The following is a 26,028-nucleotide window of genomic DNA, read 5'->3' as shown; positions in this document are numbered from 1 at the left end:
ATTATCTATTCGGTTCAATCACCAGGTCCAGTACAGCAGGTTCCGACGGATCGACTTGAACGGACCGGGTCACCTCTCCCAACCTCTCATGCCAGATCCGGATCTCCTGGTCACCTGCGGACACGCCGCTAAGTGCGTAACGCCCGGTGGAGTCTGTAATCGCGTAGATTGCATCGCTGAAAATCAAGAGGTAGCCGTTCATCCAGCTGTGCACATCGCACTTGAATTTGATAACTCCGGAGACATCATCCAGACTTCGCTTCATACTCTTCATGACACCCGGCTGAGCGATGTTGAACAGCGTCTCGTCCCTTCCATCGTAGGCGTGGATATTATGAAGTATGCCGTCGTTGTTGACGATTTCCAGCATTGCGCCAACGGAACCCACCTGGACATGGGGCTCGTACCTGCACTGACTCTGGGCGAGAACGATGGGTGCAGGCTCACCTTTTTTTGTATGGGAAGAGGACGGAGGAATCCAGTAAACCACTGCGTTTGCGAGACCTCGCGAATCCGCATCGACCAGGAACGATTCATTGGGCTTACTGTGCCCACACACCTCCTGGTCCCTCGCAACCCGTACTGTTTTTCTGGGAGGGAATGCATCGGCAAAGCCGACAAATCCCTCAATCGCTCCCGTTTCCTGAGAGTAACCCAGGCACCCCAGAAGAATTGCCAGGCAAAGGGTAGCCCATTCCCGCTTCACCGGAATCTCCATTCTTTTTTCTCTGGACCGAGTGTCTTCAGATAGGCAATGAGACTGGTCATTTCATCGTCCGAAATGTCGTCTTTCCATTCAGGACAGGCGAAGTAAGGCGGCGGTTTGTCCTGATCCAGCGATGGAGACCGGGATCCGGTCCTTATGATTTGTTCCACCTGTTCATCCGACAGACGGTTCATGGTTCCCCACAACTCCGGCACCCTTTCATCCGGTGCCGCATTCGGGTTCCTGTCCGGTTTGCGTCCTTTCTTTCCGTGGCATCCCCAGCATCCAAAACGGTCATAAACCATCTTTCCCGCCGTGACTCGTGACCCCCCAAGGAAGAATCGCGATCTGGCTTCCCATCGTTTTCCTGCATCGTTGTGCTCTCCTTGCAGAGTGCTCAGGTACGCAGCGAGTGCTCTAATCTCGCCATCCGTCAGACGAAAATTCGGCATGAACGTCTCCCGGTTCCATTCCTGGGGATTTTTCAACCATATCTGCTCCCACGCTGTCGATTTTCTTTTTCCCACCCATGTGAGATCCACCCCAACAAAACGACCGGCATCCCCGATCCTGTGACATGCTTGGCACCCGTACGCTTCCAGAAGTTCCCTCCCTTTTTCCGCAAGGGGTGCCTCCCGGCTGAGAATTTCCTGGGTAGGTACCTCTTTTCGCAACCGCGTGAGATATCCCACGACTTCCTCGACTTCCTCAGGGGAGAACTGGAAATTGGGCATTTGTGTGCCCGCCTTGACGGCGTTGGGATCCTTCAACCATGTGGAAAGCCACTCTTTTGTCCTCCGGTTTCCGACCTGGTCAAGAATCGGTCCAACGGTCCCACCCCGGTCGCCCACGGTATGGCAGGTTAGACACGATTTTTCTCTAACTATGCGGCTTTCCTGAAACGCTTTTAAGGTGGACAGATGCCTAGAAGGGGGATCGTTACTTTCCTCACCTCCGGCCGCCCATCTGGAACAACCTGACAATGCAATAACCAGAAAGAGTATTTCCGTCAGGTTGAGTTTTCCAGCCAATCGTATCCGGCGGCAGCAGCAGGTCAATGAAATCGTGCTACTTCATCATTCCCATCTTGCCCGGCTCAACCGCCTCCCCTTTGCTGAGAGATGTGACATAAAGGGCGATAGCATGAGACTCCCTGGCATTGAGGGGCAAGCGTTTCTTCCCACCAACGAACATCATGAGGCAGTTATTATTCATTTGAGAAAGAGTGATCACTTCGGCATTGGGGACCTTGAATTTCGGGAAAGTCGCCGCACTGCCGTGGAGATCAGGAATGGGAAGGTTCCAACCGGGATATCCCATCATAGGGGGGATTTCCGCTTCACCCCCCGTGGTTCCTCCACCAGGATGACAGCTATTGCAGGAGACCCCCTGTGTAGCACCGGACAGGGTTGGATCGTTGAAAAGCCGGTTCCCCAGGGCGAGGGTTTCCTGCTGTTTTCCCATTACCGTTTTCATCATCATGTCCATGTCACCCATCATTTTCATTCCCATGTCGATGTTTTTCAGTGCCTCAGCCATTTTTATGGGGGGATTCGCTTCTACCGGTTCCGGTGCGGGAGCCGTCGCGCATCCGGTCAATCCCAGTACCAGTGCCCCAATAGCAGACGGCAACATCTTCTTTGATATTATCATCTCGCTCCTCCTTTTACTCTTCAATTTCTTGATTGGAAAAGGTATTCGACGGAGAATCTGAAAACTGTCAACTCAGTGACAGTTTATGATTCATGGCCCTTCGCCTCCCACGAGTTCCGGGGCATCGGTCTTGAGATAACGCCGGGTATACTTGATTTTCCCCTCGCTTTCCAACTCATTGAGAATAGGATTTACCGTCTGACGGCTGGTCGCCGTGAGTTCCGCTATCTCCTGGTGGGTCAAGAAAGGCCTCACTATCCAGCCATCAACCAGCTCCTTCCCGAATGTTTTCACGTACCGCCTCAGGAACGCGATCACACGTTCCCTGGCATCCTTGAAAACGAGATCTTCCACGTGAGCTTGAATGGTTCGAATCCGGAAACCTATGAATTTCGTGATCCGAAGATTTAGATGAGGATTCTTTTCCATCAAATCTTGAAACATTTCCCTGCTGACGGAACAGATGACGGCATCCTCCACGACCTCTGCGATATTCTCATGTTTTTCCTGACCGAGAATGGAACTCTCACCGAAAATCTCCCCAGGACCGATGAGCTGAAGAGTCGTTGAGCGGCCATCCTCCGATAGGCGTGATATTTTCACTTTTCCCTTTTTTAACAAATAGATGGTATCGCTGGCTTCATCGGGAAAATAGATAATCTCCCTTTTCTTGTTTTCGCTCATTCTCGTGTACTTTTCCAACTCCGTCATTGATTTCTCGTCCATTCGAGCGAGGAGATTGAAATTCTGCAAATACCAGAGTTTTGTCTTTTCTGCCATTCAATTTTCCTCCCTGTTTTGCAACACCGAAAGGGAAATCAGACAACATGAGCTTTCCGGGGCGCCCAGGACACAGATGATGAAAGGGAGACAGTGAGGTAATGCACGCTGAAAAGTTTTCTTTCATCCGTCCATGTCTTTTCCACGTTGAAGCCTGCCAAACCAGCCAATCTCCGAAATCTTTCCGGCGAATACTTGTACGCTGATTCGGTCCAGATAGTTTCTCCTACCCCGAACGATATATCGACACCATCCACACGGACTTCTTGATCTGTTTGACTCACCAGGTGCATCTCGACGCGGCCCACGTTCTCGTTATACACGGCAAAATGGCTGAACTGACCGGTCTGAAAATCCGCACCCAATTCCCGGTTGATTCGTTCCAGAATGTTCATGTTGAATTGGGCAGTAACACCGTCGGGGTCGTCATAGGCCTCGTGGAGGATGAGTGGATCTTTGACCAGATCAACTCCGATCAGAAGTCCACCACCCTCTCCACAAATACCGGCGATATGCCTCAAGAACCTCACCACCTCCCGGGGATGGAAATTTCCAATAGTGGAGCCAGGGAAAAAAACGACGCGTTTCGAGACGGGTCTATCAATCTTCGGGAGCTCAAAATCACCGGTGAAATCCGCGCATACGGGGAGCACGTCCAGATCCGGGTAAGATTCACAAAGGGAGGCTGTTACCTCCATCAACTGCTCCCTGCAGATGTCGATGGGAACATAGGCGGCAATATTCTTAAGGTTGTCCAGTAGAAGCCTGCTCTTTCTACTGCTGCCACTGCCGTATTCAACCAACAGACAGTGAGGTCCCATGAGAGAGGCGATCTCTCCAATCTTTGACTCAATGATGGCTATTTCTGTACGCGTAAGGTAGTACTCATCGAGGTCACATATTTCATCGAAAAGTCGGGCTCCTTTTTCGTCATAAAACAGTTTGCAGGGAAGTTCTTTCACCGGCTTTTGCAGTCCCGATAGAACTTCGCGGCGAACGACATCAGTTCCCACCTCAGAGTCAACCAGTGGGGTTTGCGTCGTCATGGTCCACTATTCCTCCAAGTTCCTGGCCAGTCGAATTCCTGAGAATTGCCACCGGGCGTCACCAGGAAAGAAATTTCGATAAGTTGACCGGATGTGGGTCCGGGAAGTGGCGCAGCTCCCTCCCCTTAACACAAACTGGTTGGACATGAATTTGCCGTTATACTCTCCCAGCGCTCCAGAAAGGGGCTTGAAACCGGGATAAGGCGAATAGTGGCTCTGTGTCCATTCCCAAACATCCCCGAACATCTGGGAAGGATGCTTTTCTGACCCACCTTTCTCCAGGGCAGCGGGGTGAAGATTCCCGCTCTCAACAAAATTGCCATCAATGGGAAGATCAATGGCGGCGACCTCCCACTCTCCCTCGGTGGCAAGTCTTGCACCCCTCCAGCGGCTGTAGGCATCGGCTTCGTAGTAACTCACGTGGGAAACAGGCTCCGACTCATCCAGTTCCTTCAGACCTGACAGCGTCATAATCCACCACCGCCCGTCACGCTTCTCCCAGTACAGCGGTGCACTCCATCCTTCGGACTCCACCCGATTCCAGCCGTCAGATAGCCAGAGAAGGGGCTCATTGTATCCTCCATCTTCAATGAATTCAAGGTATTCTCCATTGGTCACGAGCCGGGAGGCAAGCTGGAAAGAGTCCAAAAAGAGACGATGGCGTGCCAGTTCATTGTCATAAGCAAAGCCTCGGCCGTCGTGCCCGATGGTGTAAACACCTTCTGGATGGCCGATCCACTCCAACGCCGGTATTTTGACATCCTGCCGGCTATTGGCTCCATCCCTGTTATAGGCGGGGTGGAGCGGGCTGATTGAGAACACGTGTTTGATATCGGTCAGAATAAGTTCCTGGTGCTGCTGCTCGTGGTGAATACCTATCTCAAGAATACGCAGCCATTGATCAAGACTATCTACGGATAAATCCTGGAACAATTCTTGAACGTGCCTATTCACGTGCAAACGGTAATCGTAGATTTGTTTAACAGTAGGTCGGGATAATAGCCCCCTCTCAGGCCGAAAGTATCGCGGACCCAGACTGACATAGTAAGAATTGAATAGATAGGCAAACTGTGGGTCGAATGGGACGTAGCCCGGATAGGCAGGAACCAGGATGTTCGTCTCGAAAAACCAGGTTGTGTGTCCCAGATGCCATTTCGTGGGACTCACATCGGGCATGGATTGTATGACATAATCCTCGATTTCCAGGGGCGCAGAGAGCTGTTCGGTGAAACGGCGAACATCTCCATATTGATCAAGGAAACGTTTCACTGAGGACTTTCTTCCCCTCTCCAGGCCACCTACCACGCGCCTTGTTTTCGTACCGACAGTCATGCTATGCCCCTCCCTTATATTGAATTCGCCTCTTTTTGGAATTGCTCTACCTGAAGCTCCGGATGATTCCCAGGCAAACCTACCCTGAAAGCAACAAAAGGGAAAAGGGGATTTGGCAGCCAATAGAACCAGCCAATATCTTTAATCTTCGTCTTATCATTGAGGACGAGGTCCAGCCACACATAAAGGAACTTGTAGGGACAGAATCCCAAATGAAAGTTCGGTCGAAAGCTTTCAGTCAGAAGATATTTCCGGCGAACATAAAGATTACCTTCGAACGGAGTAATGCCCCATCCCACAGGTCCTTCAGCAAGTTTTGTACCGCTGGGAATATGCGTTATTCGAATGAATCTCACGGCTATCTTCCGTCTCATTCAGCGGTCTGCAAATCTCGTCCCACCAATTCGTCCTTTACAATTTCGTGTAATTCCCCTTGTTCAGCCAGAATGAGCAGGTCATCATATCCACCCACCGGTCTATCTCCCACGACAATTTGCGGTACAGTCATCCTGCCCGTGAGTTTCTCCAGATCTTTTCTCGAGATGCCCGCCTGTTCGATATCTATCTCCTGGAACTCTATTCCGTTTTCCCTTAAAAGACGTTTTGCATTTATGCAGTAGGAACACCAGCTTGTTGTGTATATCCTCACGCTCGCCATCAGATGGTCTCCTTTCGATTATCGTTTCTCAAATGGATTTCCTTCATTTGGAACGTAAGAGTATACCTTCAACGGGTACTACGTTTCTATCATCCGGCCGACATTTTCGGAATCCCATGAGGAAACCAGGACTTTATATGAAGGGTGAGGGGTGCCAGGGAGGCGGGGTAGGTGCTACACCAAACGCTCCATCAGGCTGATTCGGTATTTATCAACCTGTTGATTCTTTCATCGAAGCGATCGATATTGAATCTTCCCAGATACCAGAGCTTGCCGTTCACCCAAACGGAAGGTGTGATGATAGAGGATTCTCCGTTTGGAAGCTTTTCGCCTCTGTCGAGATCTAGAAGTTGAAAAGAAATGCTCTCCCTGAGGCTGACGTACCGCTCCAACTCCCGCTGAACTTCCTTGCACACGATACAATCATCGCGAACGATCAGCTTGATCTTTACCGCTGGTGATCGTTTTCCACGTTCGGTCATGTCAGTCAAGTTTAAGGTTTTGAAAAGTAGAGAACTGTCAGTGGATTGACAAAAACGAAAGGACGACGGGAATTACCCGGCGGGAGGATGGGTCATTCTATTTTCATTTTGTCTGTCGCCAGAATCTTCCCAACAGCGGAGAGAATCCGGTGAGCCATGTCTGATTTGGATTCGAGGGGAAGTACAGTTCTTTTCTTGCGACCTCCGAGAAAAAGAATCCCCTCATTGGTGGGGGTTTCGAATCCGGATCCGGGCCGGTCCACATAGTTTAGAACGATGGCGTCCAATCGTTTCATCTTCATTTTCTCCCGGGCGTTCTCCTCGCCGTTTCCTGTTTCCAGGGCAAATCCCACAATAGTGGCACGGGTGATATCCCGCAGACCCTTGAGAATATCCGGGGTTGATTTGATCTTCAGAGTTCCGGGAAGTTCCTGTTTCTTCATTTTTGAATCTTTCGGCTCGGTTGTTCTGAAATCCGAGACAGCCGCTGCCATAATTATTAGGTCCTGGTCGGGCGCTTCCTTGCGCACCGTCTGGTTCATCTCATCAGCCGTATTTACCCTGATAACATCGCAGCCCGAAGGCACTTCGATATGGGTGGGCCCCGAAACCAGAGTAACCGAAGCTCCTCTGTCCACAGCAGCCTGGGCAAGGGCATAACCCATCCTGCCGCTCGAGCGATTCGAGATAAACCTTACTGGATCGATGGGTTCCCTGGTGGGTCCTGCCGTCACCAATACCCTTTGCCCTGCGAGGTCCTGGGGAGTGCCCAAGAGATCTCTAAGAACCGAGACAACCGCTTCAGGTTCCACCATCCGCCCCTCCCCCGTTGCCAGACTTGCCAGAAGACCGTGCTCAGGCTCCATGACTGTGAGCCCCCGCTTCCTTAGAAGCTCAACGTTCCCCTGAGTGGCCTCATTACGCCACATGCGGAAATTCATGGCAGGCGCGATCAGAGTGGGAACTTCACAGACAAGTGCAGTTGTAGAAAGGAGGTCATCGGCCACTCCCTGAGCCATTTTGGCGATGATATTGGCCGTGGCTGGGGCCACGACCAGGGCATCCAGAGTTTCTGCCAGATGAATATGTTCCAATCCAGCCTTGGGGGTATCAGGGAAGAGATCCATTAACACCTCTTTTCCTGAGAGAGCCGCAAATGTGGAAGGACCCACCATCTTCGAGCCCGAATAGGTCAACATCACCTGAACGTCAGCACCCGCTTTTCGCAAGAGTCGAATGATTTCGCACGCTTTGTACGCCGCAATGGATCCGGTAACACCCAGGAGAATCCTTTTTGCTTTCAGAACGGACATTATGAAATCCCGGCCTGCATCTTTGACCTCCCCCCGAGGATAGATTGAAGAGGGGAGGAGAGGTCAACAAAATTTGTCTCACAAGGGGAACCGTCACCGTACCAGAACCGATCCGGGTAAGAGGATTCATCGCCGTCTTGTGATCGTCGCCCAAGCGCCAAAACTTGCGAGGATCGTGTTCCAAAGACACTACTGTGCTTGCAAATGTCAGGATGCCTTGCCAGAAGACGCCTGATTTCCGTAAGCCACCCCTCAGACAGTTTTTCGTCTCCGGACAGGGAGGGAAGAACAGCCTCTTCCGGTCGGTCCGGTGAGAACGGTGCATTCAAAATGGTGGCAGAGCCTTCTGAAAGGGGATACTCCCGAAGTTCTCCAGCATGGGTGAAAACGGTCGCGCCTGCGGCGGATGCCGCAAGAAGGTTAAAGTAATCGTACGTATCGTCACGAATTCTCTGTTGAATGAGATCAGAAATCTGTCCCAGTTTCTCGCAGTTAAGCACATCAAGCGTCAACAAGCCCCTGGATCGCGTGGCTTGAATCGCGGGCCCCTGAGACTCATTTGGAAGAGTGAGCCATACATTGGTGACCGCCGCCACCAATCCCCATTGGTTGATACCGAACCAGGTCCCCCCCGCTTCAAGATCCCTCGGTGCAAATATGGCGGGATCTTCTGACATCACCAAGGGGGGAACACTCGGCCTCGAGTAAAACTCATCCCGGTTGGCAATGACCACAAGGGGATAGTCGGCATGCTGCTGGAATCTGACGTTCAGGGTACACATTTTACTGGAAATTATGTTAACGTATACACCGGATCAAGGTTTCATGGATCTGATAAGGAGTCCGCGGAGGACTCAGACTGTCTCTTCCTCTGACCGGGACTCCTTAATTCCGGAATGCTCCAAATCGTCCAGTGCGGCATCAACCAGCATGTCAATATCGAGAGCTTCTTCAGTTTTCTCCACGTCCTCAAGTCTGGCACCGGTGGAGGGCCGTTTGGGAAGGAACAGGGAGCAGCAGTCCTGATCCGGTTGAATGGAAATCTCATACGTCCCGAGATCCCTTGCCATGTCCACGATTTCCTGCTTATCAAAGCCTACAAGGGGCCGAAGAATCGGCATCTTGACCACATGCTCGATTACTTCCATATTTTCAAGCGTCTGGGAAGCCACCTGTCCCAGCGACTCCCCCGTCACGATGGCATGGGCGTTTTCCCTTTTGGCAATAGCTTCTGCGATGCGAAACATAAGCCGGCGGTAGAGTATGACACGGAACCTGGCCGCCGTCTTGAGCATGATTTCCTTCTGAATGGGGGCAAACTTGACCAGGAGAAGCCTAGACCTCGGCTGAAACTTCTTCAGCATATCCACCACTTCCCTTACCTTGTCGATGGACGCCCGGCTGGTGTAGGGGACTGAATGAAAGTGGAGAAAGACCACATGGGCACCTCGTTTCATGGCGTAATATGTCGCCACCGGTGAATCGATGCCACCTGAAACCATGGCTACCACCTTTCCGCTAATCCCAACAGGGAGACCTCCCCTGCCGGCTATTTTTTTCGTGTAAATAAACGCATACCTTTGGACTAGATCGATGTGGCAGGCTACATCGGGATTGCTCAAGTCTACCTTTTTCCCGAGATTCTCCACGATAAAGGAACCCACTTTCTCATTCACGTCCTGAGTGCCGAAAGGTATGCTTTGGTCTCCCCGTCGAGCCGTCACGCGGAAGGAATCAAACTGCAATCCAGACAACACCTCCAGGGAATCCCGCTTCAGACTTTCCATCTCCTGTTCCGACAGACGGGCGAATGCGAAATAGGCGATCCCGAAGGTGTTTCCCAGCACAGGCTCGATTTCATCAAGGGACCTCTTTCCTTTATCCGTCAGCTGTATGAGAATTCGACCGCGTATCCGTTTTACGTATTCGTAACTTTCAGGGCACTGAATTTTCAGGGCCTCTTTGATGTTTTCTTTGAGTCTTTTCTCAAAGAACCGGCGGTTCCCGCCTTTGAGACCGATCTCAGCATAATGACAGAGAATATGATCCGGTTTCATTCTATTCATCAGCCGCCCTGCCAGCCCTCCCTGGCAGCTCCCGAGCTCTCGAGAGAGCAGGCTGGTAACTTCGCAAAGACACTATAATGATCACAGCCTGACTGGTCGAGTGTTCGAGAACCGGCCAATCTCCCCATACCCGAACACCTGAACACTCTAACACCTTGTCTTCTTGTGTCTTCGAGGCGAATCTCATCTCAAGATCCTTTGGAAGATCCTGTGGATGATTCTACCAGAGTGTCAAATCTCTCCCGCCAGCTGGGCACCCAGATGTCCGCCGTAGAACAAAAGGACGACAGCAAGACCTCCGATTCCGAAGTACAAATAGAGAAGGGGTTTTTCTGGAAGTCTGCATTGAGCTTTCCATCTCCACACCAGGAGAATCAAGAACAGTACCGATGAGGTTATCTGAAGGACGCCGTGAGTGTTGTAAAGGGGAAACGGGTCAGCCATGTGACCGGTAACTCTGTCTGCCAGGAATCCGGTGGGAATAGTGAACAGAGTCGAAACAACACCAAAAACGAGACACCACCATCCGGAGTCACGCAGGGACTGTTTCTTGAGGAATGTACCCATCACATCGAATAACCATCCTGTGGAAAGCAGCGCGATGGGAAAATGGACAAACAGGGGATGAACCGTTTCGGGTCTCCAGGGAAACACGACGTAAATCCTCCTCAGACGACCATGGGAACTATAGATATGGATAATTCACTGTCAACTACCACCATGTGATTGGGAGGGACCTTGTGCCAGTCTTCGTCAATATCTGTCAATTTCTCAGAGACAATGAGAACGGCATGTTCCGAAGGGTCTCCTTCGCTCATACGGCAAACGCCCTCTATGCATTCAAATCGACCGCCTTTAGAATGATACAGGGAATGGGGTTCGAGACTTGAATCCGACACGTATCGCGTGGCAAGGACAGTCTCACCATCCGTAAGGACTGAATTCAGAAAGAAGGGTCGGGAAATACCATGTTCGTCAAGAAGTCCAAGGATTTCCTCAACCGCAGTGATAAGGGACTTAATCAGATCGTCCCGGGTGTAGCTGTCCTTCTTCCCGTAAAGGTGTTCCAGAAAGAGAGCGAAAAAGTGCTCAGAGTCCGTCTCGCCTTTGATCCAATCATAAATGCCGTCCGAAAGACGCATCCTGAGAGCCCGCTTGATTATCCGAAAATCCCCGATGGATCCGTTATGCATAAAGAGCAAATTCCTGTAATGAAACGGGTGACAATTCGCTTCCGAGACATCGCCAGAAGTAGCTGCCCGAATATGGGCGAGAATGCAGGCCGAAAGGACTTTTGGGGAGAGATATTTCAGATTCGCGTTGTTCCAGGCAGGCTGAATGGAGAGAAATACCGCTGGCTCGGGATCAATCTCGGGCATGTACCATCCCACACCGAAACCGTCCCCGTTCAACGGCTCCGCCCGCTCCCGTGCGCCGTAACTTTGATGAATCAGTGAGTTCTCAGGCCTATAGAGAAGTTTATCCATCAAGATGGGCGCGCCCTTATATGCAAGGAACCGACACATAGAAAATCCTCCTGAACGTTAAAACATGTCTAGCTGGCTTTCATCGCCATTTTTCAGATCATCCCCTCTTCTGAGAATGTTCACGGCCAGGTGTGCCTGCCTGGTAGGTTCGGGTACCCTGAAACCCTTGACGCAGTTGAGTGCAAGCTTTATGGCGCTCGCAAGATCCACACGGTGACCTACAGTGACAAAGACGGGGCTCACGCCGTCCCGGGTCCGGACAGCAGCTCCCACTTCCTCACCTCCGTCCAGAAGAGGTGAAAACTCACCAGCTGTCAATCCTGGTTCCGAATAGCTCCCAACCAGCACGCTCTTTGCACAACCGGCTGAGGGAACATCCAGAATGACTCCCAGGTGACAGGCCAATCCAAATCTTCGGGGATGCGCAAAACCGTGAGCATCGAACAGGATGACATCTGGTTTCTTCTTCAATTTTTCCCATGCACTGAGCACCGGAGGACCCTCCCGGAAAGCGAGAAGGCCCGGCACGTATGGAAAATCCACAACTTCGGTAGCTCCCTTTTTTTCAACGATGGAAAGATCAGGAAACTGAAGGACAACGATGGCCGCATGAACTACGTTGGAACCCCTGTCAAACGAGACGTCGGCACCAGCAACATAATCAATCGTGCCGGTCAGGGGTGAGATCACGACTTTCTGCCGGAGCCTCTCCTGAATCTGTTTCGCCTCGGCGACTGAAACATCCCATGAATGGAGATTCCTGTGCCGCACGCAATTATCTATCGAACCACCAGAATCGGACAGTTACCCAGTTCCAGCGTTTTGATGGGTTTGCTTCCCACAAAGAATTTCTTAAGGGGTGACTGGGTGGACAGTCCCATGACAATGATGTGATCGTCACCGGCCACTTTCACAAACGTCCTTACAGGATCTCCGGTGAGGAACTGTTGATTGTAGGTTATGTTTTTGGAATCGAGGTAGCGCGCAGCGGACCTAGCGGCACCCCGGTACCCGGAACCGAAGTGCGTGGTTTTCGACACAGTGAGGAGTTCCACGGCCATTTCGAGATTTTGGGCTATCGTGGCACCGAACCGAACGGCCCGTTTCGTCGCCTCCGAATCATCCACACACAGGAGCACTTTGTACTCCCTCGACAGATCAACATTCTCACTAACAAGAACGGAAGTGGGAATGTACTGGATTAAGTTGTGGGCCATGCGCCTCTTTTTGCTTCCACCAATAATAGTGAGCGTATAGTCATCCTGATTGCATTCCCGTCGCAGCTCACCGATGATATCTCCCTCCCTCAGGATCAAACTGATAGTTTGTCCGTACCTCGCCGGCAGGACCATCCGGAACCGTCCTTTCTCTTCCACCATATTCTCAGGGTGAAAGACATCTATCTCTTCTTTCTCCTCAAGGAAACTTGAATCGTGCAAGTAGTCAAATGCCCACTTCAGGATTTCAATTCCCGGATGGTATATTTCCCAGTTCGCCAGGGCGTCACGAACCAGATTGATGCGCCCCTCATGGATCTGCTTCGGTTTTGGCCCTACGTAAACAACACTCAGGTCTGCACCAAAGGATTTGGCAATGCGGGACCCGATATTGAGAGTTGGCTCCGAATACTCCTTGCTTCCGATTCCCACTAAGAATTTCACGATCTTTTCACCATTCCGGAGAAATTATGCCAATTTTTCTCCTCGAATCCAAGACAATTAACGTAACAGGGGCCACCATAGTTGCGAGACTAGAATGAGAACCACGATGGACATGAGAGCCATCTTCCAGCCCGCCTTTACAAATTCCACCGCTCTGAGCAATCCGCACGAATAGACGATCATACAGGCCGGCGCAGCAACAACGGTAAAGTAGCCAAAAGCAGAAGAAATCGCCGTGGTAAAGCCCATTACGACCGGGTCACCTCCCATATTGAGTACGATGGGCCCAATCATCGCAACGGTAGCCGAACTGCTCATTAGATTGGACAGAACAGTCGTGAGAACAACGGCCACCGTTCCTCTTATGGCCGGTAGATTGGAAATGACCGAACTCAGTCCATCAACCGTGAGGTGCGCGATCCACATGGCAGCACCCGTCTGCCTCATCTGGAAGCCCATGGAAATGGCGGCCCCGAAGAGAACAATGACACCCCAGTTCGTGTTTCTGTTCAGGTCCTCCCATTCCACAAGTCCCAGTGCCAAATAGAGGAATACACCAATCAAGGCTACAATTCCGAGGCCGATGGAGTCGCTCAGAAAAACCCAGCCCAGAAAAATCAATACGAATACGAAGATGGCCAAGATTTGCCTGGCCGTCATCCTTCCGCTCTTCGCTACTTTGACCACCAGTTTTCTTACACCGGTGTCCAGTATCTTCTTCTCAGGCTTGAATGTCCACCAGAGGATGAGGACAGTCAGGGGAATTTCAAAAAGGAGTATGGGATAGGCGTATTTCATCCACTCCAGATAGGTAATACTGTGAATGCCAAACTGGGACCAATATTCCAGCATGATGACATTTCTGCCGCCGCCCGATGGTGTCCCTATGGATCCGATGGTGCTGCCGTATGCGATAGAAAAGAGCAGAAGTGAAGTGAGACCGGTCACTTTCCTGGGGTCTCTGTCTGCGTAGTGGATAAGGGTCAAAGCTACCGGCAGCAACATGGCCGCGACAGTGTGCTCGCCGATGAAGGATGACAGGAGGGCAGAAATAGTTGTGAAACCGGCTACCAGCTTCCAGGTCTTATTCCCCGTAAGGCGTATGATCCCCAAAGCAAGCCGGGTATCAAGACCCTGCTTCACGATGGATACTGCCAACATCAAAGATCCCATGATGAAAAAAACGGCATCACTCATAAACGATTTTGCTACCATGTCCGGTGAGGCGATCCCGAAAATCACTTCGAACGCCAGAATTAACATGGCTACGGCCGGAAGAGGAATAGGCTCAAAGACGATGAGCACCAAGGCAACCACCACAATGACAAGGGTCCGGTAACCTGCCATGGAAAGACCGGAAGGAGGGGGAAGAAGGAAAAGGAGAGCACCAGTGGCGAAGGCGACAAAGAGCCACCGTCTCTCGGTAATCCAGTATATTAAGTTGGCGATCACCGAACCGGACTGCCCACGGGGTGAGTCGGCGATTCAGAGGGTAATTTTTGCCCGTCCGGAAGAACGGCCCACTTCCAGATGGGAACCCGGCTCTTGAGTTCCGATAGGAACCAGGTAATGGCTTCCAATGCTTCCGTTCGATGTTCGGACCAGATCGATACATGCATGGATACCTCTCCAACAGGCACCTCGCCAACGCGGTGACGGCAAAAAAGGTCGTGGATGGGGAACTTCCCCTCCGCTTCCTCGGCCAGGACTTGAAGCTCCCGGGCAGCCATTCCTTCGTATTGCTCGTATTCCAGGGCCATAATTGCGTTTTCCCCCTCGACGTTGCGTACCCGGCCATTGAAAACCAGTTCCGCACCATCCGATGTCCGGGAATCCTCGCTTGGAAAAGGAGTAATCTCCCCGTCAATGATTTCGGCTATGACCACATCACCCTCCCTGCATGGGTGGGATTAAAGACACCTCATCCCCTTGCGACAAAACTACGTCTCTTGAAACGAATGTCCGATTGACCGCCAGTCGAAAGGGAACATTTTCCAGCCGTCCTCCAGCCATCTCCCGAATGTGCTTTTCCAGATCCGCGCCCGTTGCGTCAACAGGAAGCCGAACCTCCAGTTCTCCGGACCCCAGAGCGTGCTTCACAACGGAATGGCAGACCAATTTGACGGAAATTGTGTCCGTCATGACTGATTCCCCATGGACTCCCACGGCAGAGGGGAGACCTTGATCCGATCACCTTCCTTAAAATGATCCTTCCCGGGACCCGATTCGAGGATGGCGTTGGCGCCCACTGCCGAGGTGAGCATGTGAGACCCGAGCTTTTTCGTCGGCGCACATTTGACAATGCCCCTATCCGTCCAGAAGTTGCCGAAAAGAAACCGGTGCATCACGGGATCTCTCGGGAAGGGTTCCGAGAGAACCGCCTCCAGTTTTCGCTGAGGTTCAAGCCCCATACAGCGTTCGAAGGTGGGCCACACGTATTCCATGAAACAGATGAATACAGAAACGGGATTGCCCGGGAGACCGAATACCAGAATCTTTTCCATGGTTCCGAAAAACAGTGGCTTCCCCGGCTTCTGAGATACGCCCCAGAAACGCTCGCGCAAACCCATATCCGCAAGCACGGCGCGCACAAAATCGTAACGACCCATGGAAATGCCCCCGGAGGAAAGGATCACATCGGATAGGGAAAGTGCGCGTTCAAAGAACTGCTTCAGCTTGGCAGGATTGTCCCCAATTTCTTCCTCAACCACAAGCTCCGCCCCCACCCTGTCCACAAGACTCCTCATAACCGGAAGATTCGAATCATAGATTTCACCTGGACGGAGAGGTTCACCGGGGCTCTTGAGTTCATCACCCGTGGCGAAGATCGCCACCTTGGGTTTACGGTACGCTTCTACCTCTGCGTATCCGAATGTCGCAAGGGTACCTGTTTCCGCTGCACCCAACCGTCTCCCCACCGGGACCACGGTTTCCCCCTTCTCAATTTCTTCGCCTCTGAAACGAATGTTTTCCCGGGCCCTGGCGGGTCTATAGAACTCCACATCACGTCTTGAGTCAAAGCCGCTCGTATCTTCCACCCTGACCACTGCGTCGGCACCCGGGGGAATGGGAGCTCCCGTCATCACCTGTGCACACTCACCCCTCACCACATCAATAGCTGGAACCGTTCCCGCCGAGATTTCCCCCTTCATTCTCAGGCTGACTGATTTTTTTCTCGAGGCACTCCGTGTGTCCCTCCATCTGACCGCAAAACCATCCATGGCAGAATTGTCGAAGCGAGGGTGCGGGAAACTTGCCCGAACTTCTTCAGCAAGTACCCGGCCTGAGAACCGGTCATACGGAACCGATTCCACTTCTGGTTCCGGGGCGGCATCTCGGATGATCTGTTGCGCCTCGGGGACTGAAATCAAATAATCTTCCTCATGAGATAGAAAATCGCCGCAAGGATGACAATTCCCAGAAGTCGTTGAACCATCTTCGGGCTGAATCGCTCTGCCCCCAGGTGGGATCCCAGCAATCCTCCAAGAACCACCGCCCCCACCATGGGAAAAAAAGTGGCACCACTGAAGGCTCCCCTCTGGACACGCGAAATGAAACCCGCCGCAGAATTAACCCAGACGAAAACCGTCCCCGCAGCAGCCGCCTCCTTTTCCGTCGACATGCCGAAAAGAATGATGAGAGGAACCAGGTAGATTCCTCCTCCGATCCCAACGGTCCCTGCCACGAAACCGAGGAGTGCACCGATGAGCAGTGAGAGTGCGAGGCTCTGGCGGCGGTCCAAATGAATTCGAAGCGTCAGATCGTTCACAAGATAAAGCCGCGCCGCCGCTAACACCAACGTCACCAGGAGTAGCCAGAAGAAGACCTCCTCAGGGAGGCGAACTGCTCCCCCAACGTAGGACATGGGGACTGAGGTAACAACAAACGGAAGAATAAGCCTGAAATTCAGGTGCCCTCCCCTCCAGAATGCTATCATCCCTATGAATGTTACCACGAGATTCAATGCCAGGGAAATGGTGGGAATCAACTCATGCTTCATCCCAAAGATGGCCATCAGGGCCGTATAGGAAGATCCTCCTCCCAGACCGACACTGGAATAGAGCATGGAGACAATGATGAACAGAAAGGGTAAAATGATGTCCGGATTCACGTCAGTCAGACTCAAGGCCGGCGTGACCTTTCCCCTCCATAACAGGGTAGGCGTGGAAAATTGAGGGGATCAGGACTTTCAATGCATCCCGGGCGGCGCCCGGACTCCCAGGAAGGCAGATGACCAGAGCACTCTTAACGGTGCCCGCCGCCAGACGCGAAAGCATGGCTGTACCGACCCGGGTCCGCCCGTAGGCGTGAAGGGCTTGCTCCACTCCAGGAAGACGCGAGTCAAACAATTTCTCCACGACCGGAATGGTTAGATCCCTAGGACCCACGCCGGTCCCTCCGGAGGTGATAATGAGCTCTGCCCCCTTATCAATCCACGAACCGATCGTCTCTTCAAGATCCTCCGATCCATCTGGGAGGATAGCGGAATGATCCACCTGACATCCCGATCCCCTGAATTCCACCTTCAAGATATCCCCTGACACGTCATCACTTTTTCCGGCGTGGACAGTGTCCGAGATTACGATAATCCCCACCCGGGGACGATAGTCGGTAGGATAATCGGACTTTCCCCCTTTTTTCTCCAACAATCGAATACCGGTGATCGTCATCTTTTTGTCCATTGCCTTGCACATGTCATAAATGGTTAAAGCCGCCACCGAAACGGCTGTCAGAGCCTCCATCTCCACACCCGTCGCATCCTTCGTCTTCACCTCCGAATCGATGCGGATCCGATCCTGTTGTAGAGTAAACTCCATCTCCACCCACGAAAGGTCCAGGGGATGGCAGAGTGGGATAATATGAGCGGTCCCCTTGGCAGCCTGAATCCCGGCGATCTTGGCCGTCGTGAGGACGTTCCCCTTGGGAGTTTCACCACTTTGAAGGGCATCGAGCGTCGTCCTCTGCATACTGACGTATCCCTCCGCCCTCGCCACTCGGGATGATCTCCTTTTGCCGGAAACATCCACCATCCGCACGTTTCCCGTTTTGTCAAGATGTGAAAAACTATTCTTTGAACTTTTTTTCACCACGACGAAGGAATCAACGTTGAATTACGTTACTCCAGCCCCTTAACTTGAATAATTCTTCAATTGTCAATTGCCAATAGTCAATAATCAATTAGGCCTTAGCCTCCAATTTGCGTCATACTTTCTCGAAGGTGATTTCCACGGTGCTGGGCTTCCCATCCATCTTTCAGTTTTGTCCACATGGCCCGTTTGAACAGATCGGCGATTTTCTCATGGGAATCGCCCTGACGAGCCAATTTTTTCACATCAAACTCGTTATCGGAATAGAGGCAGTTCCTGATCTTGCCGTCCGCGGTGAGGCGGATCCGGTTGCACCCTTCGCACAGGCTGCGGGTGAAAGAGGGTATTACGGCGAATTTCCCTTCGTGGCCCGGGATACGATAGACGTGCTCCTCAGTGACGCTTCCTTCTTCCTCATCCATGTGAGGATAGAGTCCACTCAGGTATTCCAGGATTTTTTCAGCCCCGAAGAATTTCCCCGTTTTCCATATTTGATGAGCGTCAAACGGCATGAGCTCTATGAAACGAACCGTAAGGCGGTTATCACGGGTCAATTCCACAAAGTCTCCGATCTCTTCATGATTGAAATCTCTCATGACAACCACGTTCACTTTCACGCTGGGGAACGGTAACGACAGCGCGAGATTCAGACCCTCAAGAACCTTGTCCAGACAGTCGCTTCGCGTGATCTTCAGGAATTTCTGTCGGTCCATCGTGTCAAGACTGATATTGATTCCATGAAGCCCCGCCTTATAAAGATCGTTTGCGTACTCACTCAGAAGGAGTCCATTTGTCGTTATATGGACGGACTCAATTCCGGGGGTTATCGACGCCTGGGAAACAAGGTGAGCCATATCTTTGCGAAGAAGGGGTTCCCCTCCGGTGAAACGAACCTTGGTCACCTGGAGTTGAGCAAGGATGTGAACGATTCTGATGATTTCCTGTGAAGTGAGGAGTTGCTCACTGGGAAGGAAGTCGATTCCCTCCTCCGGCAGACAGTAGATGCAGCGGAGGTTACACCGTTCGTTGACGGCTATTCGCACATAGTCAAACAGGCGACCGTGTTGGTCAATGATATGATCTCCTTCGGGATGAACGGAGATTCTGCCTTTGGTCGTGGGTTGGGGCTGATAAGGGCGTTTACCAAGAACAGTCACGTCAAGTCTCCTTCCAAAGCGGGAGCTAGTCCCGGCGTTTCCTCCGGGACCGTACCGGCCTTACACCATATCCCAAAGGTCGGAACTTAGGTGCTTCGGCTTGGAGACCTCATAAAATCGCCATGCAGGTCTTTGATTAAATATAATTACTGACTCGCAGCCTAAAAAGCCTCTTATGCGGATCGATGGGGTTGGATCAGATGAAAAGTTGAATATCCGCATCTGCCGCATATTCCAGAAAAGTCGCGGCACCTCCCAGTTCAACACCTTCAATGAAATCGTCTTTGTTGATCCCGAACACATCCATGGTCATGGTACAGCCGATGAGCCTTACTCCGGATTCCAGGCAGATGTCACGCAATTCTTCCACAGTAGCCACCCCGTTCTTCCGGAATGCCTGCTTCATGAGTGACGTGGCGACAGTCTCGAATCCGGGAAGATTCGTCGACAGAAGATTTGGGACGGGCCATTGGATATTCTGAAGTCCTTGAGGACCGAAAGGAATTCTCATGGGCATGGCCGGATTGGCGTGAGGGGCGACTTTTGCTTCAATCTTTTTTTTAAGAAGCGTAAGCCCGTAGAATGTGAAAAACATAGCCACTTCCATCTCCATGGCAGCGGCAGTAGACGCGAGAATAAATGGTGAGTACGCCCAATCGAGGGTCCCCCTGGACGCAACGAGAGCCAGCCGCTTCGGCTCACTACTCCTCTTCTTCGTTTTCATCATGACCTCCCACTACGGTTACCATTCCATTCGCCGGGTCTCCGCCTTCCTGGGTTCCTCAGACCTTCCGAATGTAAAAAATATATTCTCCATCTCCGGCCTCACTGTCCAGAAGCTTGTGACCGGTGCGTCGAGTGAACGCATCCACGTCGCTAATGGAACCCTGGTCTGTTGACACCATCTTCACTATTTCACCCTTCCGCATATCCGATATCACCTTGCTGGTCTTCAAGATGGGCAGGGGGCAGTTCAGTCCTCGGCAATCGAGAAATTGATCTTCTTGAATTTTTGTCATGTTACATTCCCAGAATTGATTAGCCCGCTTTTCTCACCATAAATCGTAGTCCCGATGCGTCGGGAAGGAGATGTTTGTGAATACAAGGCCTACGCAGAAGAATTGACGGAGCCGTACTAGACAGTACGTCGAGTACATCCCGATAGCTATCGGGACGCCCTGGTCGTAAGCATATACTCCGTTGCAGTAGATTGGGTGGTGAGAAATGCGGGTCAGCATCAATAGTTCACTTTTCCTTGACATTTCTGCGCATAATGGGGAATCTCCTTAGCGATTGTGGACCGTCATATCCTTGCATAATGCATAGTTAGTACCCGATGGTAATTTACGCGTCAGCATTTATTCTGGTAGGAGGAAAGTCTGAAAGGTTCGGATCACCGAAATGGAAGGCCGGGTTTGAGGGCACCACCCTCCTGGGCCGGGCGTGGGACCTCCTGGATCCCCTTTTCAAGGAGACGAACTGTGTAACGAAAAGAATCGGGGAGTCAACGGGAAAACCGAGCATTTATGATAGTTTGCCCATCGCTTCTCCTTTCTCGGGAGTCCACACTGCCCTGGCGGCGACGAGCACAGAATGGAATTTCATCCTATCCTGTGATTTGCCTCTGGTTGATGAGACGGTTATCCGGGACCTGTGGAGCGCTGTTTCAAAGGACTATCAGATCATCGTGCCAGAAGCAGGCCGGGGAATGGAGCCGACCTGCGCATTCTATCACCGGTCTCTGGTCCCCACATGCCGTAAGATGATTAAAGAGAAAGACTACGCCCTCTACAGCCTCATCAGCCGGTCAAAATCGAGAAGGCTGGACTTTCTCAATAGAGATGAATTATTCATAAACATAAATACGCCGGAAGATTTGGAAAGGGCAAAGAGGAGAGCATCACTATAGATCATTATTTCAGTCAATTTTTTTTGTGCGCCGGTCGTGCCGTCCTCCGTCAAAGGGGGTTCCCAACCACATTTCCACAGCCTTTACGGCGAACTCACTCCCCACAAATCGTGCTCCCAGGGACAGGATATTGGCATTGTTGTGCTGCCGGGAAAGTTTTACAACGTCATCAGGACCTCCGTAGTAGACGGCGGCCCGAATGCCGGTAACGCGGTTAGCCACCATGGCTTCTCCCTGGCCGGATCCCCCAAGAATAATGCCGCGGCTCTCTGGATCCAGCGCCACGGCCTCCGCAACGGGCCTGATGAAATCTGGGTAGTCGTCTTCGGCATCGTACCAAAAAGCTCCCTTGTCCTCAATTTCAAAACCCTTTTCTTCCAAGAATGTTTTGATGGTCTCCTTGAGCTCAAATCCGGCGTGATCGGAGCCGAGATAGATAGTCATATTCTCCTTGCCTTTCAGACTATTTGACTTCCTTGAAAGCTTTAATGGTGGCCACAGGATCCTCGGTTCCAAATACACCCGACCCCGAAACCAGGATATCCGCTCCAGCATCGATCACCGCTTTGGCATTCTGGAGCTTTATCCCCCCGTCCACTGATATTTCCGGTCTCTTTTTCGGAGAAACCCCTTGAAGAATCTCTCTCAGCTTTTCAATCCGGTTCAGAGATCCGGGAATGAATTCCTGCTCCCCAAATCCCGGCTCCACGGACATGACCAGAACGAGGGAGACCGAGGAAAGGTCATTCGCGATTGATTCCAGAGGGGTCCCCGGCTTGAGGGTGATGCCGGCCCTGACTCCATGCCCTTTGATGAGCCGAATTGTTTCTTCAAGATTCGGGCACGTTTCGGCATGAACGGTGATGAAATCGGAACCCGCCTTTACGAATTCCGGAATGAACCGTTCAGGGTTCTCGATCATCAGGTGAACGTCCAGGGGCAGGCTGGTGGCCTTCCGGATATCCTTCACCACTACGGGGCCGATGGTGAGGTTCGGAACGAAATGACCATCCATGACATCCACGTGAATCTGATCTGCTCCCCCTTTCCGGCATAGGTCGAGAGCTCCCTCCAGATTGGCAAAGTCCGATGACAATATGGATGGGGCGATTCTAGCCATCAAGCATCCAGGGTTAGTGAAAGGGCCAGAAAACTGGAATAAGGATCGACGCGAGTATCCACAGCACAAGGTTCAGTGGTGCTCCCGCTCTCACGAAGTCACTGAAACGGTATTGACCGGGCCCGTAGACCATCAAATTGGTCTGGTATCCCAGGGGAGTCATGAAGCAGGTGGAGGCGCCGAAGCAGATGGCAAAGATGAACGGCCTGGAGTCAACCCCGAGATGCATGGCGACATCCACTGCAATGGGAAAGAGGACGATGGCCGCCGCGTTGTTCGACATGATGGAAGTCAGGAGTACGGCAATGAGGTATGTTGCGGACAGAACAGCATAAGGGGCTAGAGTGTCGGGGAAGGACTGTCCCAGGCCGGCGATGGCGTTGCCCATCAGTGCGGCGGTTCCCGTCTTTTCCATGGCGATGCCCGCCGGGATAAAGGCGGCCATCATGACAATGACCGACCAGTTGATAGATTCATACGACTCATTAATCGTGATGCTGCGCAAGATCAGCAGTATCACAACCCCGATCAGGGACGCCTGAAGAATGTCCACGATTCCTGCAGCCGCCACTATCATAATCAGGGGAATGAGGACAATGGCCAGCCACCAGAACCGCACTTTGTGGAGCCGGATGTCGTGTTCCTGTAGAATGGCGAAGTCCCGGGAATCGGCCAGAGAATTCAACCTGGATCTGGCAACATGAATCAACAGGGTATCCGCGAAGTGGAGAACAATATGGGCAATTCTTTCCCTGAGAGTTTTCCCCTCTCGCCGGATGGCGAGAACGAAAGCCCCGAACTTGTTCCGGAAATCGACCTCTTTCAAGTTTTTCCCTATCAGGCTCGATCCGGGTGTCACGAGCCCCTCCACAACGACACTCTCCTGTCCGGCCAATTCTGACTGACTCATTTTCACGTCGGTAAGCAGGAGCACTTTTTCCTCCTCCCGGAAGCGAACAAAGTTGTTGAGGGTACCCCGGGCCAGGAGGATATCGCCATACTGAAGTTTCGTATTGCGAATGTTGGTGTCATGCCGGGTCCCGTCACGGATGATAGAAAGGATCGTAATGTCGTAATTCTCGTTGACACCCCTCTCCAGGCAGGTGGAACCGATAAGAGGCGATGCTTCCGCCACTCTGAATTCCGTTAGGTAAGGGGACATACTGTAGTTTCTAGTGAGAGAGGAAACGCCGGCGCGGGGCTTGAGAAGCCTGGGTGCCACCCAGATACTGTAGACGGTCCCCACAAGGAGAAAGATTAATCCCATCTTCGCAAACTCAAACATACGAAGGGCCGGGAAACCGTGGGTTTCGACCATAGAGTTCACGAGAAGATTGGTGGATGTGCCGATAAGGGTGAGAGTGCCCCCGCATATGGCCGCGTAGGAAAGAGGAATCAAGATCTTAGAAGGAGACAGGCGGAACCTGGCGGAAAGCTGAAGAGCCAGGGGGATAAAGATCGCCACGGCGGCCGTATTGTTGATGAAGCCGGAGATAAGACTGGTGGCCATCAAAAAGATAAAAATCCCCACGGTCTTTCTCCCACCGCCAAGGCGTTCCAACTGCGCCACCAACACCTCGAGAAAGCCCGTTTTTGTCAGGGCCTGGCTCAGGATGAACATGGCAGCTACCGTCAAGACAGCCTTGTTGCTGAACCCCGAAATCGCCTCCGAAATGTCCAGGTATCCCCCAACCAGGAGAATGGCCATGAATGCGAGAGCCGTAACGTCTATGGGAAATACCTCCCTCGCAAGGACAACCAGGACCAGTCCCAGCAAGAAAAGAAAAAAGAGCACGTCGGGAGTCATGACTCAGAAGCTAAGGATTTCGCATTTGCCCTGGTCAGGGAGTTAGAAAAGAGACCTAGTGGGAACTGCCCGGCAGCAGTCGGAAGATTGAGAGGACTAGACCTCAACCTTGTCAATCTGCTCGGGAGGCAGGTATTCCCGGGCGTACTTTTCGTAGACCTTCTCCTTGAGAAAAATCTCGAAAATGTCCGGATCAATATGGTAATCGTTTCGCATGAACGTCATGATCTTGATGCTCTGAGAGACTGTCCTCCCCTTCTTGTACGGTCTGTCGTTGGCGGTGAGAGCTTCGAAGATATCGGCGATAGCCATGATCCTGGGTTGAACGGGAAGTTCCTGGTGGTTCAACCCTTTCGGGTATCCAGTGCCATCCAGCTTTTCATGGTGAGCAGCGGCGTGGAAAGGTACGTCTTCAAGATTCCTGGGCCATGGGAGTTTCTCCAGCATGTCAATGGTAACTACCATGTGGTCGTTGATGATCTTCCGTTCTTCAGGCGTCAGGGTGCCCTTGGAGATGGAGAGATTGTTCACCTCTTCATCTGTAAGGAAATTCCGTGTTTCCCCATTGAATTGCCACTTGTACCCCGCAATCTTTTCAACACGCGCCTTTTTGTCCGGTGAAAAGAACTCTCCCCCGATGTTTACCTCCTCAAGGAAGTCACGATCGTCTTCTAGCTGTGCCAATCGCCCACGGAATCGTTTTTCAAGTCCGGCTACTTCGTCGCCCTTCCCCTCACTTTGCAGCCTCTGTTTCTCCTTCATAAACCGGATTTCTTCGTCCCGTTTAAGTATCTCGAATCGAGATGTCACATCGTGAATTCGGTCGTAAATGGTCTCCAGTTTGGTGGACTTATCCACCACGTGGACGGGGGTAGCCACCTTTCCCGTGTCGTGCAGCCATGCGGAGATCAACAATTCCCGCATGGCGTCGTCGTCAAAGTATAGCTCTGCGTACGGACCTTCTTTTGTCTTGTTGATAGCCTCCGCGAGCATCTTGGTGATAACGGGGATGCGCTGACAGTGACCCCCAGTATAGGGTGATTTGGCATCAATGGCAGCCGCAATTACCTGAATGAATGATTCGAACAGTTCTTCGAGTTGTCTGATCAACTGTTTGTTCGTAATAGTAACGGCGGCCTGACTGCAGAGCGATTCCACCAACCGCTGTTTGTCCTGGGAGAATGGGACAATTTCACCTGAATCCGGATCCTGGGCGTTGAGGAGCTGGATCACACCAAGGATTTCGTCCAGATGATTTTTCAGGGGAACGGTGAGAAAGGACTTGGACCGGTAATCATTCTTCTGATCAAAGGCTTTCATTCCCGAAAAATCGAAACCTTCCGCTTCGTATGCGTCCTCAATATTCATCGTTTCGCCCGTGAGACCCACATAGGCCGAGAGCATTTGATAGTTGGGCTCTCCCGTTTCCTGATCATGAAGTTTAATAGGATAGATTGTCTCGGGAACGGGATCCGGAGCCGTCCCACCGAACCGGATATTCTTCGATGCCGTCTGCATGATCTCAAATTTCAGACGGGTACCGTCATCGATCATCATGTAGAGCGTTCCTCCGTCGGCGTGAGTAATGCGGCGACCTTCATCAATGATCATTTCCAGAACCTTGTTCATGTCCTTTTCTTTCGAGAGAGAAAGACCGATTTCACTGAAGCGCTCGATCTGATATTCAAGACCTGAGATCAATTCTCGAACATCGGATCCGGCTTTCTTCAGAATGTCCGCCTTCTTCATGTCGCTCAGAAGATA

General features: G+C 51.8%; 30 protein-coding genes and 1 riboswitch. Of the genes, 1 reads left to right on the top strand and 29 read right to left on the bottom strand.

Annotated elements, in window-relative coordinates; genetic code table 11:
• Position 1 precedes the first annotated feature (1 nt).
• From V3U24_01825 to V3U24_01705, 25 genes are all read right to left on the bottom strand, one after another.
• Positions 2–706, bottom strand: coding sequence for a carboxypeptidase regulatory-like domain-containing protein (locus V3U24_01825; GenBank protein MEE9166195.1), 705 nt, complete (start codon positions 704–706; stop codon positions 2–4).
• Positions 703–1,737, bottom strand: coding sequence for a c-type cytochrome (locus tag V3U24_01820; GenBank protein MEE9166194.1), 1,035 nt, complete (start codon positions 1,735–1,737; stop codon positions 703–705). The genes V3U24_01825 and V3U24_01820 overlap by 4 nt, the downstream gene beginning before the upstream one ends.
• 37 nt (positions 1,738–1,774) lie before the next feature.
• Entirely contained in the window at positions 1,775–2,359 is a 585-nt protein-coding gene (locus V3U24_01815; GenBank protein ID MEE9166193.1) for a cytochrome c peroxidase, read from the bottom strand.
• Positions 2,360–2,449: 90 nt separating this feature from the next.
• Positions 2,450–3,139, bottom strand: a complete 690-nt coding sequence (locus V3U24_01810) for a Crp/Fnr family transcriptional regulator (GenBank protein MEE9166192.1) — start codon at positions 3,137–3,139, stop codon at positions 2,450–2,452.
• Between the two features lie 38 nt (positions 3,140–3,177).
• Positions 3,178–4,185, bottom strand: a complete 1,008-nt coding sequence (gene egtD, locus V3U24_01805; GenBank protein MEE9166191.1) for an L-histidine N(alpha)-methyltransferase — start codon at positions 4,183–4,185, stop codon at positions 3,178–3,180.
• A gap of 6 nt (positions 4,186–4,191) precedes the next feature.
• Positions 4,192–5,517, bottom strand: a complete 1,326-nt coding sequence (gene egtB, locus V3U24_01800; protein ID MEE9166190.1) for an ergothioneine biosynthesis protein EgtB — start codon at positions 5,515–5,517, stop codon at positions 4,192–4,194.
• A gap of 14 nt (positions 5,518–5,531) precedes the next feature.
• Positions 5,532–5,891 (bottom strand): hypothetical protein, encoded by a 360-nt coding sequence (locus V3U24_01795; protein MEE9166189.1) that lies wholly within the window; start codon positions 5,889–5,891, stop codon positions 5,532–5,534.
• Positions 5,888–6,175, bottom strand: coding sequence for a glutaredoxin domain-containing protein (locus V3U24_01790; GenBank protein ID MEE9166188.1), 288 nt, complete (start codon positions 6,173–6,175; stop codon positions 5,888–5,890). Before V3U24_01790 ends, V3U24_01795 begins: the two co-directional genes overlap by 4 nt.
• Before the next feature lie 191 nt (positions 6,176–6,366).
• Complete coding sequence (locus V3U24_01785) at positions 6,367–6,666, bottom strand: hypothetical protein (protein MEE9166187.1); 300 nt, start codon at positions 6,664–6,666, stop codon at positions 6,367–6,369.
• Positions 6,667–6,749: 83 nt separating this feature from the next.
• A complete protein-coding gene (gene coaBC / locus V3U24_01780) occupies positions 6,750–7,970 on the bottom strand; it encodes a bifunctional phosphopantothenoylcysteine decarboxylase/phosphopantothenate--cysteine ligase CoaBC (GenBank protein ID MEE9166186.1) in 1,221 nt (406 codons plus the stop codon).
• Complete coding sequence (locus V3U24_01775; GenBank protein ID MEE9166185.1) at positions 7,970–8,752, bottom strand: NRDE family protein; 783 nt, start codon at positions 8,750–8,752, stop codon at positions 7,970–7,972. Before V3U24_01775 ends, coaBC begins: the two co-directional genes overlap by 1 nt.
• A 72-nt stretch (positions 8,753–8,824) precedes the next feature.
• Positions 8,825–10,036, bottom strand: coding sequence for a tRNA uracil 4-sulfurtransferase ThiI (gene thiI / locus V3U24_01770; GenBank protein MEE9166184.1), 1,212 nt, complete (start codon positions 10,034–10,036; stop codon positions 8,825–8,827).
• A 231-nt stretch (positions 10,037–10,267) separates the two neighbouring features.
• Positions 10,268–10,690 (bottom strand): DUF2231 domain-containing protein, encoded by a 423-nt coding sequence (locus V3U24_01765; protein ID MEE9166183.1) that lies wholly within the window; start codon positions 10,688–10,690, stop codon positions 10,268–10,270.
• Between the two features lie 14 nt (positions 10,691–10,704).
• Positions 10,705–11,562, bottom strand: a complete 858-nt coding sequence (locus V3U24_01760) for a class II glutamine amidotransferase (protein ID MEE9166182.1) — start codon at positions 11,560–11,562, stop codon at positions 10,705–10,707.
• Positions 11,563–11,580: 18 nt separating this feature from the next.
• The gene (gene nfi, locus V3U24_01755; GenBank protein MEE9166181.1) at positions 11,581–12,294 is read right to left on the bottom strand and encodes a deoxyribonuclease V; all 714 of its coding nucleotides are present in this window, start codon (positions 12,292–12,294) and stop codon (positions 11,581–11,583) included.
• Positions 12,295–12,302: 8 nt separating this feature from the next.
• Positions 12,303–13,184 (bottom strand): universal stress protein, encoded by an 882-nt coding sequence (locus tag V3U24_01750; protein ID MEE9166180.1) that lies wholly within the window; start codon positions 13,182–13,184, stop codon positions 12,303–12,305.
• Between the two features lie 57 nt (positions 13,185–13,241).
• Complete coding sequence (locus V3U24_01745; GenBank protein MEE9166179.1) at positions 13,242–14,636, bottom strand: DASS family sodium-coupled anion symporter; 1,395 nt, start codon at positions 14,634–14,636, stop codon at positions 13,242–13,244.
• Positions 14,633–15,070 carry a molybdenum cofactor biosynthesis protein MoaE gene (locus V3U24_01740; GenBank protein ID MEE9166178.1) on the bottom strand — a complete coding sequence of 146 codons (438 nt, stop codon included), beginning with the start codon at positions 15,068–15,070 and terminating at the stop codon, positions 14,633–14,635. Before V3U24_01740 ends, V3U24_01745 begins: the two co-directional genes overlap by 4 nt.
• 1 nt (position 15,071) lies before the next feature.
• Positions 15,072–15,326 carry a MoaD/ThiS family protein gene (locus V3U24_01735; protein MEE9166177.1) on the bottom strand — a complete coding sequence of 85 codons (255 nt, stop codon included), beginning with the start codon at positions 15,324–15,326 and terminating at the stop codon, positions 15,072–15,074.
• Positions 15,323–16,555 (bottom strand): gephyrin-like molybdotransferase Glp, encoded by a 1,233-nt coding sequence (glp, locus tag V3U24_01730; protein MEE9166176.1) that lies wholly within the window; start codon positions 16,553–16,555, stop codon positions 15,323–15,325. Before glp ends, V3U24_01735 begins: the two co-directional genes overlap by 4 nt.
• Entirely contained in the window at positions 16,552–17,310 is a 759-nt protein-coding gene (locus V3U24_01725) for a sulfite exporter TauE/SafE family protein (protein ID MEE9166175.1), read from the bottom strand. The genes glp and V3U24_01725 overlap by 4 nt, the downstream gene beginning before the upstream one ends.
• Positions 17,297–18,271, bottom strand: a complete 975-nt coding sequence (moaCB, locus tag V3U24_01720) for a bifunctional molybdenum cofactor biosynthesis protein MoaC/MoaB (protein ID MEE9166174.1) — start codon at positions 18,269–18,271, stop codon at positions 17,297–17,299. The genes V3U24_01725 and moaCB overlap by 14 nt, the downstream gene beginning before the upstream one ends.
• 98 nt (positions 18,272–18,369) lie before the next feature.
• On the bottom strand, positions 18,370–19,428 hold the full coding sequence (moaA, locus tag V3U24_01715) for a GTP 3',8-cyclase MoaA (protein ID MEE9166173.1): 1,059 nt from the start codon (positions 19,426–19,428) through the stop codon (positions 18,370–18,372).
• A riboswitch (molybdenum cofactor riboswitch) is annotated at positions 19,420–19,546 on the bottom strand. Its footprint overlaps the gene before it by 9 nt.
• Before the next feature lie 78 nt (positions 19,547–19,624).
• Positions 19,625–20,155 (bottom strand): DsrE/DsrF/DrsH-like family protein, encoded by a 531-nt coding sequence (locus tag V3U24_01710; GenBank protein ID MEE9166172.1) that lies wholly within the window; start codon positions 20,153–20,155, stop codon positions 19,625–19,627.
• 55 nt (positions 20,156–20,210) lie between these two features.
• Complete coding sequence (locus V3U24_01705; GenBank protein ID MEE9166171.1) at positions 20,211–20,447, bottom strand: sulfurtransferase TusA family protein; 237 nt, start codon at positions 20,445–20,447, stop codon at positions 20,211–20,213.
• A 317-nt stretch (positions 20,448–20,764) separates the two neighbouring features.
• Here V3U24_01705 and V3U24_01700 point away from each other — a divergent pair, with 317 nt between their 5' ends.
• On the top strand, positions 20,765–21,337 hold the full coding sequence (locus V3U24_01700) for a molybdenum cofactor guanylyltransferase (GenBank protein MEE9166170.1): 573 nt from the start codon (positions 20,765–20,767) through the stop codon (positions 21,335–21,337).
• A gap of 9 nt (positions 21,338–21,346) precedes the next feature.
• On the opposite strand, the gene V3U24_01695 is transcribed toward V3U24_01700, so the two are convergent.
• The 4 genes from V3U24_01695 to V3U24_01680 form a co-directional block, all read right to left on the bottom strand.
• Positions 21,347–21,781, bottom strand: coding sequence for an RpiB/LacA/LacB family sugar-phosphate isomerase (locus V3U24_01695; protein MEE9166169.1), 435 nt, complete (start codon positions 21,779–21,781; stop codon positions 21,347–21,349).
• A 19-nt stretch (positions 21,782–21,800) separates the two neighbouring features.
• On the bottom strand, positions 21,801–22,457 hold the full coding sequence (gene rpe / locus V3U24_01690; protein MEE9166168.1) for a ribulose-phosphate 3-epimerase: 657 nt from the start codon (positions 22,455–22,457) through the stop codon (positions 21,801–21,803).
• Between the two features lie 13 nt (positions 22,458–22,470).
• Positions 22,471–24,264 carry an SLC13 family permease gene (locus V3U24_01685; GenBank protein ID MEE9166167.1) on the bottom strand — a complete coding sequence of 598 codons (1,794 nt, stop codon included), beginning with the start codon at positions 24,262–24,264 and terminating at the stop codon, positions 22,471–22,473.
• Positions 24,265–24,360: 96 nt separating this feature from the next.
• Positions 24,361–26,028, bottom strand: a 1,668-nt coding sequence (locus V3U24_01680) for an HD domain-containing phosphohydrolase (protein ID MEE9166166.1), incomplete at its 5' end; no start/stop codon positions are given.

This window comes from Candidatus Neomarinimicrobiota bacterium (genome assembly GCA_036476315.1).
In the GTDB taxonomy this organism is placed as follows: Bacteria; Fidelibacterota; Marinisomatia; order Marinisomatales; family S15-B10; genus JAZGBI01.
Note: the sequence above shows the minus strand (reverse complement) of the source record. Positions and strands in the feature narration are given on the sequence as shown.